13 protein-coding genes are annotated in these 15906 nt (G+C 69.3%); 8 read left to right on the top strand and 5 right to left on the bottom strand.

The features are described from left to right. Positions 1-1038: FHA domain-containing protein (locus tag FJV41_RS27340; protein ID WP_141645507.1), on the bottom strand; the 1038-nt coding region annotated here is incomplete at its 3' end. A gap of 186 nt (positions 1039-1224) precedes the next feature. On the opposite strand from FJV41_RS27340, the gene FJV41_RS27335 reads away from it, so the two are divergent. After that, the gene (locus FJV41_RS27335; protein WP_438616753.1) at positions 1225-2748 is read left to right on the top strand and encodes a rhomboid family intramembrane serine protease; all 1524 of its coding nucleotides are present in this window, start codon (positions 1225-1227) and stop codon (positions 2746-2748) included. A gap of 49 nt (positions 2749-2797) precedes the next feature. Here FJV41_RS27335 and FJV41_RS27330 read toward each other — a convergent pair whose 3' ends face one another. The 3 genes from FJV41_RS27330 to FJV41_RS27320 form a co-directional block, all read right to left on the bottom strand. Then, entirely contained in the window at positions 2798-3796 is a 999-nt protein-coding gene (locus FJV41_RS27330) for an RNA ligase (ATP) (RefSeq protein WP_141645505.1), read from the bottom strand. Between the two features lie 116 nt (positions 3797-3912). Then, a complete protein-coding gene (locus tag FJV41_RS27325) occupies positions 3913-4788 on the bottom strand; it encodes a hypothetical protein (protein WP_141645504.1) in 876 nt (291 codons plus the stop codon). Between the two features lie 2 nt (positions 4789-4790). Beyond that, positions 4791-6050 (bottom strand): hypothetical protein, encoded by a 1260-nt coding sequence (locus FJV41_RS27320; protein WP_141645503.1) that lies wholly within the window; start codon positions 6048-6050, stop codon positions 4791-4793. 237 nt (positions 6051-6287) lie between these two features. On the opposite strand from FJV41_RS27320, the gene FJV41_RS27315 reads away from it, so the two are divergent. The 4 genes from FJV41_RS27315 to FJV41_RS27300 all read left to right on the top strand — a co-directional run bounded on the left by FJV41_RS27315 (position 6288) and on the right by FJV41_RS27300 (position 11583). Next, positions 6288-8597 carry an ArnT family glycosyltransferase gene (locus tag FJV41_RS27315; RefSeq protein ID WP_141645502.1) on the top strand — a complete coding sequence of 770 codons (2310 nt, stop codon included), beginning with the start codon at positions 6288-6290 and terminating at the stop codon, positions 8595-8597. After that, positions 8594-9511 (top strand): ABC transporter ATP-binding protein, encoded by a 918-nt coding sequence (locus FJV41_RS27310; RefSeq protein ID WP_141645501.1) that lies wholly within the window; start codon positions 8594-8596, stop codon positions 9509-9511. The genes FJV41_RS27315 and FJV41_RS27310 overlap by 4 nt, the downstream gene beginning before the upstream one ends. 3 nt (positions 9512-9514) lie before the next feature. Beyond that, entirely contained in the window at positions 9515-10315 is an 801-nt protein-coding gene (locus FJV41_RS27305; RefSeq protein ID WP_141645500.1) for an ABC transporter permease subunit, read from the top strand. A 221-nt stretch (positions 10316-10536) separates the two neighbouring features. After that, positions 10537-11583, top strand: a complete 1047-nt coding sequence (locus FJV41_RS27300) for an SPFH domain-containing protein (protein ID WP_141645499.1) — start codon at positions 10537-10539, stop codon at positions 11581-11583. A gap of 75 nt (positions 11584-11658) precedes the next feature. Here the strand turns inward: FJV41_RS27300 and FJV41_RS27295 are convergent, their stop codons facing one another. Next, the gene (locus FJV41_RS27295; RefSeq protein WP_141645498.1) at positions 11659-13434 is read right to left on the bottom strand and encodes a chromosome segregation protein SMC; all 1776 of its coding nucleotides are present in this window, start codon (positions 13432-13434) and stop codon (positions 11659-11661) included. 30 nt (positions 13435-13464) lie between these two features. Here FJV41_RS27295 and epmA point away from each other — a divergent pair, with 30 nt between their 5' ends. Genes epmA through FJV41_RS27280 form a run of 3 tightly spaced genes read left to right on the top strand, consistent with a single transcriptional unit; the run spans position 13465 to position 15895 of the window. Further along, positions 13465-14469, top strand: coding sequence for an EF-P lysine aminoacylase EpmA (gene epmA / locus FJV41_RS27290; RefSeq protein ID WP_141645497.1), 1005 nt, complete (start codon positions 13465-13467; stop codon positions 14467-14469). Then, on the top strand, positions 14466-15209 hold the full coding sequence (locus FJV41_RS27285; protein WP_141645496.1) for a lysophospholipid acyltransferase family protein: 744 nt from the start codon (positions 14466-14468) through the stop codon (positions 15207-15209). The genes epmA and FJV41_RS27285 overlap by 4 nt, the downstream gene beginning before the upstream one ends. Continuing rightward, a complete protein-coding gene (locus FJV41_RS27280) occupies positions 15206-15895 on the top strand; it encodes an inorganic pyrophosphatase (RefSeq protein ID WP_141645495.1) in 690 nt (229 codons plus the stop codon). Before FJV41_RS27285 ends, FJV41_RS27280 begins: the two co-directional genes overlap by 4 nt. The last annotated feature ends 11 nt before the right edge of the window (positions 15896-15906 follow it).

Here is a 15906-nt window from a genome sequence, read left to right as displayed (position 1 = left end):
CTTCACGGGAGGGGCGGGCGGAGGCTCCACGGGCTGGGTCGGCTGAGCGACCACCGGGTCCTGGATGGGCTGATTGCCCGTGCCCTGGCCCTGCTTGGACATCCAGAACGCGACGCCACCACCGCCCAGGAGCAGGGCGATGAGCCCGGCCACCAGCGGCATCTTCGACATGCCGCCTTCGCTGGCGGGAGCGTCCTCGCCGTCGCCGGCATCCCCCGCGCCCATGAAGCGCAGCTTCACGTGACCCAGCTCGACGATGTCGCCGCTGTTCAGGGTGGCCTGGGCGTAGCTCTCGCCGTTGACGGTCATCCCGTTCGCCGACTGCATGTCGATGACGCGCCACTCACCCGTCGCCTCGCGCACCAGCTTGGCGTGGGTGCGTGACAGCGAACGATGGTCCAACGTGATGTCGTTGTCGTCCGTGCGACCGATGCGCAGCTCGGTCCGGATGCACGCGAACTCCTGGCCCCGCAGCTCGTCCGGGGTCAGCACCACCAGCCGGGGCGCATCCTTTGTATCGATGTCCTCCAACTTCCGGGGCCGGTCGGCCTCGACATGATCCAACCGGATGATGGAGGTCGAGTTCCGCCGCTTGTCCGCGGAGGCTTGGGATGGGGGCGTGTGGTCGTGCTCGTCGCCGTCTCCAGGTGCATCCTCCTCACTCTCCGAGCGGTCAGGCTCCTCGGGCTCGGCTTCCTGCCGGCGTGTGGGTACCTTGGTGGTGATGGGGCCAACGGCATTCGCGGCGCCCTCGGCCTGGAGTGCCAGGTCGTAGTCGCCAATCTGGATCAGATCGCCCTCACTGAGGGGCGACTGACCAGCGATGCGCTCTCCGTTGATCCGGGTGCCATTATAGCTACCCAGATCCTCCACCACGACATGGCCGTTCAACCGCACCAGTCGTGCGTGACGACGAGACACGTTACGTTCGGTCAGGCGGATGGTGTTTCCCTCCTGACGTCCGATGGTGATCTCGTCGCGCACGAAGGGAACAACGGTCTTGCGCCCCTCGTCGTCTTCGATGATGAGCTTCAGCACGGGTCCGATCCGCGTACAGTCATAGCAGAACGGCCTTTCAACGCACAAGTCATGCATCCCCCTCAAATGACAGGGCTTTCTCCCCAGGAGGCGGGGCAGCCGGGTCTGTTGTCCATCGGTCAATCGGCCGGCCAAGGGAGCGCTCGTCCGATTCCCTGGGTCACCCTGGCCCTCGCGGGGCTCCTGGTGGCTGTCCACGGGGTCCTCGTTGCCCTGGGTCCTGTCGACGTGGACGCGCTGGTGCGTTGGGGCGCGAAGGCAGGGCCGCTGGTGCTCGAGGCGGGGCAGGTCTGGCGGCTCTTGTCGGCCAACCTGCTGCACCGGGATGCGCTGCACCTGGCGCTCAATGTCACCGTGCTGGTGGCGGCGGGGACGGCGCTCGAAAGAGCCTGTCGCCGTCGTGACTATGTCGCGCTGCTCATCGCCACCGGACTGACCACGATGGCGAGTTCGCTCGCCTGGTCGGGCGCGGTGAGCGTGGGTGCCTCCGGGCTCGTCTATGGATGCATGGGCGCGCTGCTGGTGCTGGGCCGGCGTCACCGCTCGCGCCCGGGCTTCCGCGTGCGGTGGCTATCCGGGGAAAGCGCGCTTCCCACGGTGCTCGTGTTCCTCTGGATGGGTTGGACCTCCGTGGGCGTGGACAACGCGGGGCACCTGGGTGGACTGGTGGCCGGGTTGCTGGCGGGAGCGTTCCTGGATCCACGCGATTCCGAGCGGGCCTCTCGGACGAGTCTGGCGAGGCCGCTGGCAGGGGTGCTCGCGGCGCTGTTCGTGGCGGGCGGGGTGGTGATGGAGCGCTCGGGCTGGCGCGTGGAGCGGGACGACGGGTTCGGCGTCGCGGTGGCGATGCCCGAAGGCTGGCGGGGCGAGGTGGACGGGCAGGGACGGAGGACCTTCTCCAATGGATTGCCCGGACTGGGGCGCGCCACGTTCTCCGCGGAGGCCATCGAGGCGGGCGAGCCCGTGGATGGTCTGGCGCAGGCCCGGCACTTCCACGACGAGACGCTGCCCTTGGGAGCGCCCGGACCCGAGGGGCGGACGTTGTCGGTGCAAGGGCCGTCGCGGACGCTGGTGGGAGGACGTGTCGCGCAGCGGCTGCGCGCGGAGCTCGAAGGGCCCGATGGAGGGCGCCACCTGCTCGCCTTCTTCGTGCCTCGGGGAGAGTGGGTCTACCGCCTCGTCTTCACCTGGCCCGCGCGGTGGCCCGCGTATCAGGAGGTCGTGGGCCGGATGGTGGCGGAGCTGCGCTTCGACGAACCCTCGGTGCTGCGCGAGGCGCGAGGGCGGGCGCTGTTGTCGCCCGGAGCACCGGGACCTCAGCGGGAGCTGGGCGCGGTGTTGCGGCGGCTGGGGTTGTCGCGGGAGGCCGTCACTCCGCTCGCGGAGGCGGTGCGTTTGTCACCCTCGCACGTGGGCGCTCGGGTGGAGTTCGCACGCGCGCTGCTCGATGCCGGTCGCGTGGAGGAGGGGTGTCATGCGGCGGACGAGGCCCAGGTCTATGGCCCCTCGGACACGGGGGCGCTGGAGGCGGGCGTACGGTGCGAGCTGGCCCGGGGCGCGCTTCCCCGGGCGTTGGAGCGACTGGAAGAGGCGCGACGCGTGGACCCACAGGATGCGCGTCTTCGGGCCGCCGAAGCCGCGCTGAGGACGGTGCTGGAAGCGTCTCCGTCCTCGATTCCCCGAGAGACCTCGGAGCCAACGCCGCGCTGACGCGTTGGCTCCGAGGCCTCCTTCGGGAAGCCGTGGGCTCTGCCCGGCCTCAGTCCTCGTCCTTGAGCAGGAAGTCGTTGTTGATGACCTTGAACGACAGCCTGCCGCCCAGCGTGGGCGAGTGCCGCTCGACGAGCGGGCGGATGACGATGCCCTCCTTGCGGTTCTTCGTGCCCGGGTAGAGGCCCTGGGCGAGCCGCAGGTAGTGCTCCAGTCCCTGGTCGAACGTCCGCGCGGCCTCGCCCGTGACGACGTGCTCCACCGGCACCGTGCGCAGCCCGTGCCGCGCGCAGAACGAGACGAAGTCCGCATGGCCCAGGAACTGTCCCGTCCGGGTGTCGTGAACGCTGAAGACGAACAGGTCCACCTCGGCGAGTCCCAGGCGGTTCTTCTGGATGCCGGGGCCACACAGCTCCCCCTGGATGGCGAAGCCCGGAGGCAACGCGGTGTCCAGCGAGTACCGCTTCGCCACGGTCCACGCCCGGTTCGTTCCGGGTCGCAGAGACCAGTTCCGGGAGCACGCCACCAGCGGGCCGTCGAGCGACTTGAAGAACGTCGCGGAGGTCCCATCCAGCTTCGTCGTCACGAAGAAGTCGTGGCCTCGAAGCTCGTCCAGGACGCCGAGCGCCGACTGCAGGCGGATTTCATCCGTCCTCGGCACCTCGCCTGGGAAGGGCCCGGCCACGTCGCTGCCCTCGGGCGGTGCCGGCTCGTACTTCACGACCCCCAGGCTGTCGCGCACGTCCGTGCCCTCGGGGGGCACCGTGCCCTCCAGGATGGACGTGGGCAGCGCGAGCCCCTGGGACAGCACGCCCCGCAGTCGCGCGGTCTTCACGCGAAAGCTCCGGGCCCTGAGGAACTCCGCCCAGGGCGCGCCCTCCGGAAGCTGGCTGTCGATTTCGAAGAAGACGCACGCGTCACCGGGGGCGAACTCGCCCTTCCTCACCACCACGTCCCAGCCCATCACCCGTGCCTTCAGGATGTTGTCGGCTCCAGGGATGGCCTCCAGGTGGTCGATGCGCTGAATCGAGACGAGCTTTCTCTCCATGACGGGACCTCCCTCCTCGCCACCGGCGAGAGCCGGGGCTCCCGAGCGACGCCCTGGAAGGCTCCGGCTGACGGTGCCTCGATATCAGGAATCCCTGGGCTTCGGGCACGGCGGACTCACCACCGCGCGCTGAAGGCTCGCACCACGAGGCCCGCGCCGAGCGTCCACTCGTCACGTCGCGAGAGGCCCGCGTCACCCACGACGTAGCCGCCAGAGAGCCGCAGCGCCACGGGTTGGTCCGCCACGGCGAGGAACACGCGCTCCAGGGAGGCATCGGCGCGGGCGCGGAAGTCCGTTCCACCTTCGAGGCCAAGGGTCCACCCCGCGAGCCCCGAAGCACGCAGGGCCCACAGTCCATCTTCGCTCTCCAGGCCCAGGTCGAACATGAGCGAGGTGAAGGGAGACAGCGCGTGCTCGGTGGTGTCGCCCGCGCGGCGCAGCGTGTGGCTCGCCACCGGGCCGAAGCCGAGCCAGGCGCGCCCGGTCTCCGAGCGCAGCGGGTCGACAAGGAGCCCCATGCGCCCCGTCTCCAGCGTCCACCCCGGACCTTCCCACTCGCGCCGCTCCAGGTTCGCCGCGCGCAGCGCCACCGTCACGTCGAACGGGAAGGGGATGCGCACCGGGCGCGCGGTGGGAATCAGGATGAAGCCTTCTTCCAGGTGGCGGCGCAGCAGTCCGTCATAGGCGGTGAAGCCCCAGCCTCGCCGCTCGCCATCCCAGAGGTCCACGCCCAGGAGTCGGTGGTTGGTGAACCAGGGCGTGCCCTTGCTGCGGCTGGTGCGCCCGGTGCGGATGCGCACGCTCGAGTGCAGCGTCAGCGCCCCCACGCCGTCGCGCACCGTCGCGCCCGTGCCCACCACCCAGCCATCCCCGGGGTCGAAGCAGGTGGGAAACGGCTCGCCCCGCGAGTCCGTGGGGAGACACGGGTCCGGTGACGGAGGGCCCGCGCCTGGCGCCGAGGCCAGGAGCAATGCGAGTCCAAGCGCGAGCACGTTCAATCCCGGGCCTTTTCGGCGATGGGCGCGGAGCGGCGCGCGGGGGCCCACAGCGAGAAGCGCAGGCCCGCCGAGGCGGACCACTCCCAGCGCTCCGGCAGGAAGGCGATGTCGTTGCGCCACACCCCGCGCGCGTCCGCCACCAGGCTCAGCGGCTGGTCGTTGATGGCCAGCAGGATGAGCTCGTAACCGGCGGAGAGCCTGAGCCGCTCGGGCCTGAGCGGACGACCCTCCACGGCGCGCGACAGGAGCACCTTCTCCGCCTCCATGCCGAAGCGCAGGTGGTGGAACCCATCCCGGTCCAACGTCAGGTTGCCTTCGAGCGCCGCGCCGGGCACCAACGTGCTGATGCCGTTCTCGTAGTCGCGCTCCGCGGAGGGACCCGCGCGCACGCGCACGTAGGACACCAGGTCTCGCGAGTGCCACAGGTCCAGGGTGGCGTGCAGGGTGCCCCAGGTGAGGAACCCGCCCCGGGCCTCGCCGCGCTCCAGGTCCTCCACGCGCAGCGTCTCCAGCCACACGCCCAGGTTGATGCTGACGTCGTACCGTCGCGGCTCACCGAAGAAGGTCGTTATCCGGAAGAGCGGCTCATCGCGCTCGACGCTGAAGTCGTAGCGCAGCAGCGAGAAGTCGATGGAGGGCTCGCCGAGCGACAGCTCCGTCTCCAGGAAGTGCAGCCGGTGCAGCCGCTTGCGCGCGGCCAGCTCCAGCGCGATGCCGAAGTCCAGGCGCACGCGGTCCTCGCGCGCCTCGTCGCCGGGCCACAGCGGGCTCCAGGCGCCGCCCAACCAGACGCGCCGGTGCAGGTCGAAGTTGAACTGCATCACCCGACCGCGCTCGTCGCGATACCAGCCCGGCGGCGCGTCCGCGATGGAGGGCTCCAGCCGGTACGTGCGCAGCTCCTCGTTCGGGACGGGCGCGGCCTCCTCGGGGACGCAGGGACGCACCCGCTCCAGGAAGCGCTCCGTCTCCTGGCCGTCGACATCCAGCTCGCGGCGCGGGGTGATGAGACAGCGACGCTGCTCGTGACTGCACTGCGCGCGCCACTGGCCGGAGGGCACGTTCGGCGTCGGCGGCAGCTCCAGGCACAGCGCGGGCCGCTCCGAGTCCTGGAAGGGCAGCGGCACGGCGGGCGGCTGGATGATGGGTGGCGCGACCTCGGCGGGGGCGACCTCAACGGGGGTAACCTCAGCGGGCGGGCCACCCTCCACCTGCCCCAGGAGCAGGGCACAACCCAACGTCACCGCGGACACGAGCATGGAGCCTCCAAATCTGGACGGGGGCGGGCAATACAAGGCCCGTGCCCCCGCTCGCCCGGCGGGCTCCCTCCATGTGGGCCTCCCACCTTCGTGCAGGCTCCTGCACAATGGCGCGCACGCTGCCTCACGGTGTGCCTCCGGCGGAGGTCGACCGGCGAGGGTGGCGGGGATATAAGGCCGCGTCCTGCCCGTGGTGCGCAGGCAACCGCCCGAAACGACTCAAGGAGCCCTTCACCCGTGGCGAGCGACGGCGAACAGCAGGAACAGCAGCAAGAGCAGACCTTCGCCGAGGCCATTCTCGGCAAGGAGACCTTCTCGGCGCGGTGGATGCAGCGGTGGCTCGCGCTCTCCGCCACCACCCGGGTGGTGTTTTCCACGGCCCTCTTCGCGGGCCTGCTCTTCATCCCCTACCTGGGCGCGGTGGGTTTGTGGGACTGCTGGGAGACCCACTACGGCGAAGTGGCGCGGATGATGATTGTCCGCCGCGACTACCTGTATCCCTTCTGGGAGAACGCCTGGTTCTTCTCCAAGCCGCCGCTGACCATGTGGATGCAGGCGCTGGGCATGCAGGTGGTGGGCACGGTGCGCTCGGGAGGCCAGCTCGGGCTGTACACCGAGTGGGGCATGCGCGTGCCCTTCGTGGCGCTGAGCATCACCGCCGTGACGCTCCTGTCCCTGGCCGTGTCGCGCGTGGTGAACCGCCGCGCGGGCCTGGCCACCGGCTTCGTGCTGGCCACCATGCCGCTGTACTTCCTGCTCACCCGGCAGACGGTGACGGACACGCCGTTCGTCACCACGTTCGTCTGCGCGATGGCGTGCGCGCTCATCGGCCAGCTCGATGACACGACGAAGCACCGCGCCGCCTGGTGGTACGGCTTCTATTTCTTCGCGGGCCTGTCCACGCTGGCCAAGGGCCTGTTGGGCGTGGGTCTGCCCGCCGTCATCCTCGTGCTCTACGCGGCGCTGGCCGTCATGCCCTGGGACGGGCCGAGCCTCGATGCGCACCTGCGCTGGCTGACGGACGGAGGCTTCCGCAAGGACGTCCGAGAGGGCCGCCAGCCCATGCCGGTGCTGTGGGCGCAGATGCACAAGATGCACCTGGGCACGGGCATCCTCGTCTTCTTCGCGGTGGCCGCGCCCTGGTACGTGGTGATGTCCCTCTTCAAGAGCGTGGACGACGAGGGCAAGCTCTTCTGGTACCGCTTCTTCGTTCACGACCACCTCAACCGCCTCACCGCGGGCGTGCACACCACCACGCCGGGTGGCACGTTCATCTACTTCATCGAGCAGGGGGGCTTCGGCATCTTCCCCTGGGTGGCCCTGCTGCCCGGCGCCTTCGCCATCATCGCGAAGCTGAAGCTGCGCTCGGAGAAGAAGGCGGACCACCTGGCCATCATCGCCGTGGTGTGGGTGGCCTTCTCCTTCTGGCTCCTGGCCTCCAGCGCCACCAAGTTCCACCACTACGTCTTCCCCGTCCTGCCCGGCCTCGCGGTCCTCATCGCGCTCTTCATCGACCGGCTCTGGGAAGAGGGCATCTCCGCGCACGCGGTGAGCCTCATCTTCGGCCTGGTCCTCTTCGTCCTCGTCGGCAAGGACCTGGCGGAGAACCCGAAGAACTTCACCGACCTGTTCGTCTACAACTACGACCGGCCCTATCCGCAGGACCTGGTCACCAAGCCCATCGCGTTCTTCTCCCGCGCGCTCTGGACGGGCGACCTCGTCACGCTGGTGCTGCTCGCCTTCGGCGTCTACCTGTCGTTCGAGGCGTTCTCGCCCAAGACGCGTGAGAAGGTGACGCCGGGCTCGCGCGCGGTGGCGCTGCTCATGCTCCTGGGTGGCGCGGCCACGCTGGCCGCGGTGGCGTCCGGCGCGAAGGTGTCCGCGACGGGGCTGGTGGGCGTGGCGGTGGCGGTGGTGGGCGGCTTCCTCGGGTGGCAGTCGCTGCGCCCGAAGACGGAAGGTCGCGCGTCGCTCCAGGCCCTGGCCGCGGTGCTGGCGCTGGCGGGTGTGGTGCTGGCGGTGCGCGGCTTCAAGAATCCCGCGGGTGAGGACTCGCTGCTGCGCTCGCTGTCGGAGCCCGTCAACATCAAGGGTGCGCTGGGCTTCGTCTTCGCGGTGGCGGGCGCCATGGCCGTCGTGGCGACGCTGATGCGGGCGCGGGTGATGTTGTTCGGCACCTTCTGGGTGCTGGCCGCCGGCTTCGCCCTCTGGTTCAACTGGAACCACTGGGTGGACCTGTCCCATCACTGGACGCAGCGAGACCTCTTCTGGCGCTACTACTCGCAGCGGCAGGAAGGCGAGCCCATCGTCGCGTACCTGATGAACTGGCGCGGCGAGACGCTCTACTCCAGCAACACCGTGGAGCAGTACCGCAGCGGTGACTACAACGCGAAGCTGCGCTCGCTCGTCGCGCGGCCCGGACGCGAGTGGGTGCTCGCCGAGCAGAAGATGCTCTCCTCGCTGCGCAGCGCGGTGGGCGCGGACAAGGTCGTCACCCCGGTCGACAAGGACATCAACAACAAGTTCGTCCTGGTGACCATCGATTGAGCGGCATCGACGTCCGGGGTCTGGGCAAGCGCTTCGGCGAACGCGTCGCCGTGGAGGGGCTCACCTTCCACGTGCGGCCCGGTGAGGTGTTTGGCCTGTTGGGGCCCAACGGCGCCGGGAAGACGACGACGGTGCGCATGCTCACCGGTCTGTTGACCCCCAGCGAGGGTGAGGCCGTGGTGTGGGGCCACCGCGCGGACCGCGACGGCGAGGGGCTGCGCAAGGTGGTGGGGCTGCTCACCGAACAGCCCGGTCTCTACGAGCGGCTCACCGCCCGGGAGAACCTGCGCTTCTTCATGAAGCTGCACGAACTGGACGAGTCCAAGGCGTGGCCGCGCACGCAGCACTACCTGGAGCGCTTCGGACTGGGGGGCCGCGAGGAGGAGCCGGTGGGTGGCTTCTCCAAGGGCATGCGCCAGAAGCTCGCCATCGTCCGCACCCTCGTGCATGACCCTCGCGTCATCTTCCTGGACGAGCCCACCAGCGGCCTGGATCCGGAGTCCGCGCGCACGGTGCGCGACGCTGTCGCGGAGCTGGCATCGGAGGGACGCACGATTGTCCTCTGCTCGCACAACCTCTCGGAGGTGGAGCGGCTGTGCGAGCGCGTCGCGGTGGTGAAGCGGCGGCTGCTCCTGATGGGGCCGGTGCGGGAGCTGCGGCGCTCGGGGCAGTCGCTGGACGTGCGGGTGGACGGCGAGGCGGAGCGCTTCCGCAACGCGCTGACGTCGCTGCCCTTCGCGCCCAACGTGCTGGCCGAGGGCATGCGGCTGCGCGTCATGCTGGAGGACGAGGCCCACGCGCCGGACGTGCTGGCGTGCCTGGTGGGCGCGGGCGCGCGCGTGCACAGCGCGGTGCCGGCGCAGCGTCCCCTGGAAGAGGTGTACCTGGACCTGCTTCGTGAAGAGGGCGCTTGAGCCATGGCATTCCGTCCCCGTCGAGCCCTGGCCGTGTTCTGGAAGGACTTCCTGGACCTGCGCAAGAACGTGGGGCTGCTCGTCTCCATGGCGGTGCTGCCGGCCGTCATGGTGCTGGTGCCCATCGTCGTCGTGTGGACGTACGTCAACACGCCCAACAGGGCCGACTTGCGCAGCGTGGCCCAGTTCTATGACCCCACGCTGCCCTTGGGCGCGAGCGCGGCGCGCTTCCTCATCGACAAGACGCTCACCGACTGGTTCGGGCTGTTCCTCGTCATGCCCGTCTTCGTCCCCATCCTCATCGCGTCCCAGAGCGTCGCGGGCGAGAAGGAGCGGCGCACGCTGGAGCCGCTGCTCGCCTCACCAGTGACGGCCGCGGAGCTGGTGGCGGGCAAGAGCCTGGCGGCGCTGGTGCCCGCGGTGGTGATTACCTGGGTGGCCTTCATCATCTTCTGCGTGGGCGTGGACATCGTCGCGTGGCCGATGGTGCAGGGGCCCCTGATGCCCAACGCCCTGTGGACCTTCGGCGTGCTGGTGATTGCCCCGCTGTTCGCCTTCTTCGGCAACGGCGTCGCGGTGCTCATCTCCGCGCGGGTGAGCGAGGCCCGCATGGCACAGCAGATTTCGGCCCTGGTCGTCCTGCCGCTCGTCGGCATGGTGGGCGGGCAGGTGGCCGGCGTCCTGAAGGCCGGGCTGGGCTTCTATGCGCTCCAGGGCGCGGTGGTGCTGGTCCTGGACGTGGTGCTCCTCTTCGCCAGCATCCGCCTGCTGGACCGCGAGCGCCTGGTCAGCCGCTGGGGCTGAAGTCTCCCCGGGAGGCCCCCCACCCGTTCACCGGCGGCCACCCCAGGGCCGCCTGGCGGGCGAGCGGCTAGGCAATCGCCAGTGAAACTGGCATCTTCCAGGGAGGGCTGCCGGGCGGAAAGCGGGCGCGCTTTCGTCACGGACGCCATGTTCTTAGAGAGGGTCGGGTGGGGGCGCGGATTTGCCGGCCGCCATGGCGGCCACGGAGGCGCTGACTAGCAATGGGTATCTTCGACACCATCAAGGGTGAGGCGAAGCGCAACTTCATCGCTCGCGCGGACACGGCGAAGGGGGAGATCATCTACAAGTATCCGGAGAACAACATCCGGATGCTCACCCAGCTGACCGTCGACGCCGATGAGGTCGCCCTCTTCGTCAAGGACGGCAAGGTCGAGGGCAAGCTGGGGCCCGGCCGTCACCAGCTCGACTCGAACAACATCCCGTTCCTGTCCGCGCTCGTGGAGAAGTTCACGGGTGGCAACCTCTTCGTCACCGAGGTCTTCTTCGTCTCCGTCCGCGAGTTCGCGGGCGTGAAGTTCGGCGGGCCCATTGGCGACGTTCGGGACCCGGAGACGGGCCTGGGCATCGGCACCATGGTGTACGGCGACTTCTCCATCCGCGTGACGGACCCGGAGAAGCTCGTGGTGGGCCTGGTGGGCATGGGCCGCTCCAGCAACGAGGAGCTGCTGGGCTGGTTCAAGAACCAGGTGCTCAAGGTGACGCGAGATCGCATCGCCGAGCTGCTGGTGAAGAAGCGCTGGCCGCTGCTCGACGTGACGAGCGGTGCGTACACCGAGGAAATCGAGACCGAGGTCATCAGCGGCCTGAAGCCCCACGTGGACGGCTACGGCCTCACCGTGGTGCGGATGGGCAACTTCCACGTCAGCATCAAGGAGGAGGACGAGGGGACGCTGAAGAAGCTCTCCAAGGACGTCGCCTACTCCCGGCTGGCCGGTGGCTTCCAGCAGTACGCGCAGGGCCAGGCGATGCTGGGCGCGGCCGAGGGCATGGCCAAGGGCGGTGACGGCAGCGGCTCCGGCAACGCGCTGGGCGGCATGGGCATGGGCATGGGCTTCGGAATGGCCCAGCAGTTCATGAACCAGCAGGGCCAGCAGCAGCGCCCCCAGGAGCCCGCGCAGCAGGCGGCTCCCGCCGACACGCGCAGCCCCGCGCAGCGCCTGAAGGAAATCAAGGAGCTGAAGGACGCCGGCGTCCTCTCCGACGAGGAGTACAACGCCAAGCGCGCGGAGCTGATGAAGCTCCTGTAGTCCGCCCGGGAGGAAGTCCTCCCCGGCACACCGTCAGGGCCTCCGTCCCCATGTGGGCGGAGGCCCTTCGTGTTTCTAGCGGCCGTCGCCGGTGCCCGCCTTGGGCGGAAGCGTGGGGCCCTGCTGCGTCCCCTGCGGCGAGGTGAACTCCTCCAGCCCCGGAGGCGGCGCGGGCTGGGTGAAGCCCTCCAGGCCGGGCGCCGCGGGGAGGATGCTGTCCTCCACGCCCTCCAGGTTCAGCCGGATGGGCACCTGGAGCGTGGTGCCCAGGCGCAACAGCAGCACGTCGGGTTCGATGCCCTTCTCGCCAATGGCCTCGGCCACCTCGCGCGAGGACAGCCCGTTGCCCTTCGCCCACAGCGCCTTGAGGAACTCACCCGACTGCGGCGCGTGCCACCACGCGGGACCGAAGCGCGCCTTGAGCTGCGCCTGGAGCTGGCCCGCGAGGAACCACGCGCGGAAGCTGTCCGCGGACTGGAAGAAGTCCTCCTGGTCCACCAGGTAGCGCGCGGTGTCCTCGTCCGTCATCGGGATGTCGTCGGTGCGCGACATGACCTGGCGGTACAGCTCCTTCGGGTCCACCTCCACGCGCCGGTGCAGCTCCAACTGGTACAGGAGCCGGCCCGCGGCGTGGCGGATGAGGTACAGCTTGTGCGCGCTGGAGGCCGCCAGGTACTGCGAGCGCTGGTCTCCACTGACGCCCGCGTGCTCCTCCAGCCACACCGGGTCCTCCAGCAGGTCCTCGAAGAGCGACGAGTACGCCTCGCCCACCGTGGGGTTGCCCAGCCGCGCCAGCTCGAAGCGCGTCTCCTTCGTGAAGGCCGAATGCAACGCGTGCCCGAACTCGTGCAGCACGCGCGCCTGATGCAACACGCCCGAGCCCGGCTTGAAGGACAGCCGCACATCGTCCGGCACGCGCACCGCCAACGCCAGCGGCCGGGTGTTCTTGCGCGGCAACTCCCGCGCGTCGATTTGAACGTTCTTCAGCTCGGCCAGGTCCAGGCCCATCCCCGACAATGTGCCGTGCGCCTTGAGCAGGGACTCCCCTTTCGGGAAGGCGTCCTCCACCTCGCGCGAGCGGAACAGCCGGGGGATGTCCGCGCGGGTGATGTCCTTGAAGGGCACTCCCAGCTCACGCTGCGCGAGCCGCTCCATCACCAACCGGTACGGTGCCTGCGTGGCCTGGAGAATCTCCTCCGCCAGCACGCTCAACTTGCCCAGGTCCGCCTGCCGCAGCTCGCTGCCGAAGGCCTCGTACGAGGGGAAGCCCAGCTCCTTCACCAGCTCCTCGGCGCGCTCCTCCTTGCGGCGCAGCGTCTGGTTGAGTCGCTCCAGCGGAGGCGTCGCCGCCGTGTACAGCGCCTTGCGCCGCGCCGCGCTCCGCTCGTTGGCGAGGAGCCGCTCCAAATCCCGGTAACGCAGCTCCTTGCCGTCGACGGTGAAGGTGAGTGACGCCTCCAGGTTGGCGGACGCGTCGTTGTACTCGGCCAGCGCGTGCGACAGGTACTCGCCGGCGAAGTGCGAGTGCAAGGCGGTGAGGGCGCGCACCTCGCGCGGGTCCTGCGTGAGCTGCCGCAGCCGGTCCATCTTGCGGATGTTGTCGAGCGTGAAGAGGTCCTCTTGCCCCGCGTACGTCCCGGAGACGTCCACGTGGCGGCCCTCCGTCCAGAACACCCAGACGAGCCGGTGCTGCGCCTCCAGCAACGTCTCCGCTCGCGAGGCCAGCGCGCGCACATCCGTCGTCAGGCGCTGCTCCTCCGTGGGAGGCTGCCGGGAGTCGGCGGGGGGCCCCTTGGGGCAGGCGCTGAGGCAGAGGGCAACAGCGAGGAGGAGGGGAATCCTTGGGTGCATGTCGGGCCTCATGTTACTTCCGACAGGCCCATGCCCAACCTTTCTCAATGGCGGGCCGCCCGGGGACGCCAGGCCCTCTACTCCGCCCTTCGACGTTTCTTCGTCGCCCAGGGGTATCTGGAGGTGGAGACGCCGTTGCTCATCCCCACGCCGGGAATGGAGCCGCACATCAACGCCTTCGAGGCGGGCTTCATCCCCGAGACGGACGTCGGCACCGCGCGCACGCTCTATCTCCACACCAGCCCCGAATACGCGATGAAGCGTCTGCTCGCCGACGGGGCCGGCCCTCTCTTCCAGCTGTGCAAGGTGTTCCGGAACGGCGAGGTCTCCGCCACGCACAATCCGGAATTCACGATGCTGGAGTTCTACCGGCCCCAGGCGGACTACCACGCCATCATGGCGGACCTGGAAGGCGCGCTCGCTGAAGCGGGGCGCTCCACCACGGAAGGCGAGCCCGGCGCCGACCCGGCCTTCTTCACGCGCACGCCCTACGAGCGCCTTACGGTGCGCGACGCCGTGTTCAAGGCGACGGGCGTGGACATCCGCGTGCACTCGGACGGGCCCTCGCTCAAGCGGGCCGCCGAGGCCGCTGGCGTGCGGACGGGCGACGCGGAGAGCTTCGATGACGTCTTCTTCCACCTCTTCCTGCAACGCGTGGAACTCGGGCTGGGCCACGAGCGGCCCACGTTCCTCATCGAGTACCCGGCGTCCATGGCGGCGCTCTCTCGCCTGAAGCCCGGGGACGCCTCGGTGGCGGAGCGGGTGGAGCTGTACGCGAAGGGCCTGGAGCTCGCGAACGGGTTTTCCGAGCTGACGGACGCAACCGAGCAGCGGGCGAGGTTGCTCGAGGAACAGGACCTCAGGCGCAAGCTGGGGCGTTCCGTGTATCCTTTGGACGAACGGTTCCTTGACGCAGTAGGTCGAATGCCGCCCTCGGCGGGAATCGCCGTGGGGCTCGACAGAATCCTGATGCTGCTGCTCGGGGTCCAGCGCATCTCGGACGTGCTCCTGTTCCCCGCCCACGAGTTCGTGTGATTCGAGACATCGTCCGGACGGCGTTCGCGGGTGTTTCAGCAGTGGGCCTGACGGGGGTGTTCTCCTCGGTCATCTCCGCGTTGTCGGTGGGAGGCGCGCACCGGGAGGCGGACAAGGCCCTGAGGGTCTGGGCGCGGGGCGTGCTGGCGTCGGCGGGTGTGCGTCACGAGGCGGTGGGGCTGGAGCACATTCCCACGGAGGGCCACGTCGTCTTCGTGTGCAACCACCAGTCGCACTACGACGCGCCGCTGAACATGGCGTACGTGGAGACGCACACGCGCTTCGTGGCGAAGGCGGAGCTGTTCAAGATTCCGGTGTTCGGCGCGGCGCTGCGGCGGGCGGGCAACATCCCCGTGGCGCGCAGCGGCGGCAGTGAGGACCGGGCCCGGTTGGAGGAGGCGGTGACGGCGCTGCGCGAGCGGGTGAGCGTGCTCTTCTACGCCGAGGGCACTCGCAGCGAGGACGGACGGCTGCGGCCGTTCAAGAAGGGGGCCGCGACGCTCGCCATCCAGGCGGGCGTGCCGGTGGTGCCCATGGCGGTGTCGGGGACGCGGCTCATCCTTCCCAAGGGAGGACGGGCGGTGCAGTGGGGCCAGCGCGTGGCGCTGGTGGTGGGCAAGCCCATCCCCACGCAGGGCCTGACGATTGAAGACCGCGACGCGCTCACGGGCGAGCTGGAGGACGCGGTCGCGCAACTCTACTCCGAGGCGTGCAGGCGCTCGGGAGACGTACCCACATGAAGAAGTCAGCACCTCAGAAGTCGTTCGCGGCTCATCCCTGGCACGGCATCACCCCCGGGAACGAGTCTCCTGAAATCGTCACCGCCTATATCGAAATCGTCCCCACGGACGCGGTGAAGTACGAGCTGGACAAGGAGTCAGGCATCTTGAAGCTGGACCGGCCGCAGCGGTTCAGCAGCCAGTGCCCGACGCTGTACGGCTTCATTCCCCAGACGTACTGCGACGAGCTGGTGGCGAAGCGCTGCGCCGAGCGCACGGGCGTGAAGAACATCCAGGGCGATGGGGACCCCATCGACATCTGCGTGCTGACGGAGAAGGTCGTCAGCAATGGCAACCTCCTGGTGCGCGCGGTGCCCATCGGCGGCTTCCGGATGATCGACGGCAACGAGGCGGACGACAAAATCATCGCGGTGCTCGAGTCCGACCTGGTCTACGGAGAGCTGCAGCACATCGCCCAGCTCCCGCGTCCGCTGTTGGACCGTCTCAAGCACTACTTCCTCACCTACAAGCAGATTCCCGGTGAGGGAAAGCGCAGCGTCGAAATCGCGGAGGTCTACGACAGGCCGGAGGCGATGGAGGTCATCCGCCGCAGCATGAAGGACTACGACCGCGTCTACGGTCAGTCCCCCTCGACGCCGGTGCGCAGCCGCACGCGTCGCCCCGCGCGGAAGTCTCGCGCGTCCTGAAGTCGAAGCCA

This window comes from Myxococcus llanfairpwllgwyngyllgogerychwyrndrobwllllantysiliogogogochensis, assembly GCF_006636215.1.
Lineage (GTDB): Bacteria > Myxococcota > Myxococcia > Myxococcales > Myxococcaceae > Myxococcus > Myxococcus llanfairpwllgwyngyllgogerychwyrndrobwllllantysiliogogogochensis.
Note: the sequence above shows the minus strand (reverse complement) of the source record. Positions and strands in the feature narration are given on the sequence as shown.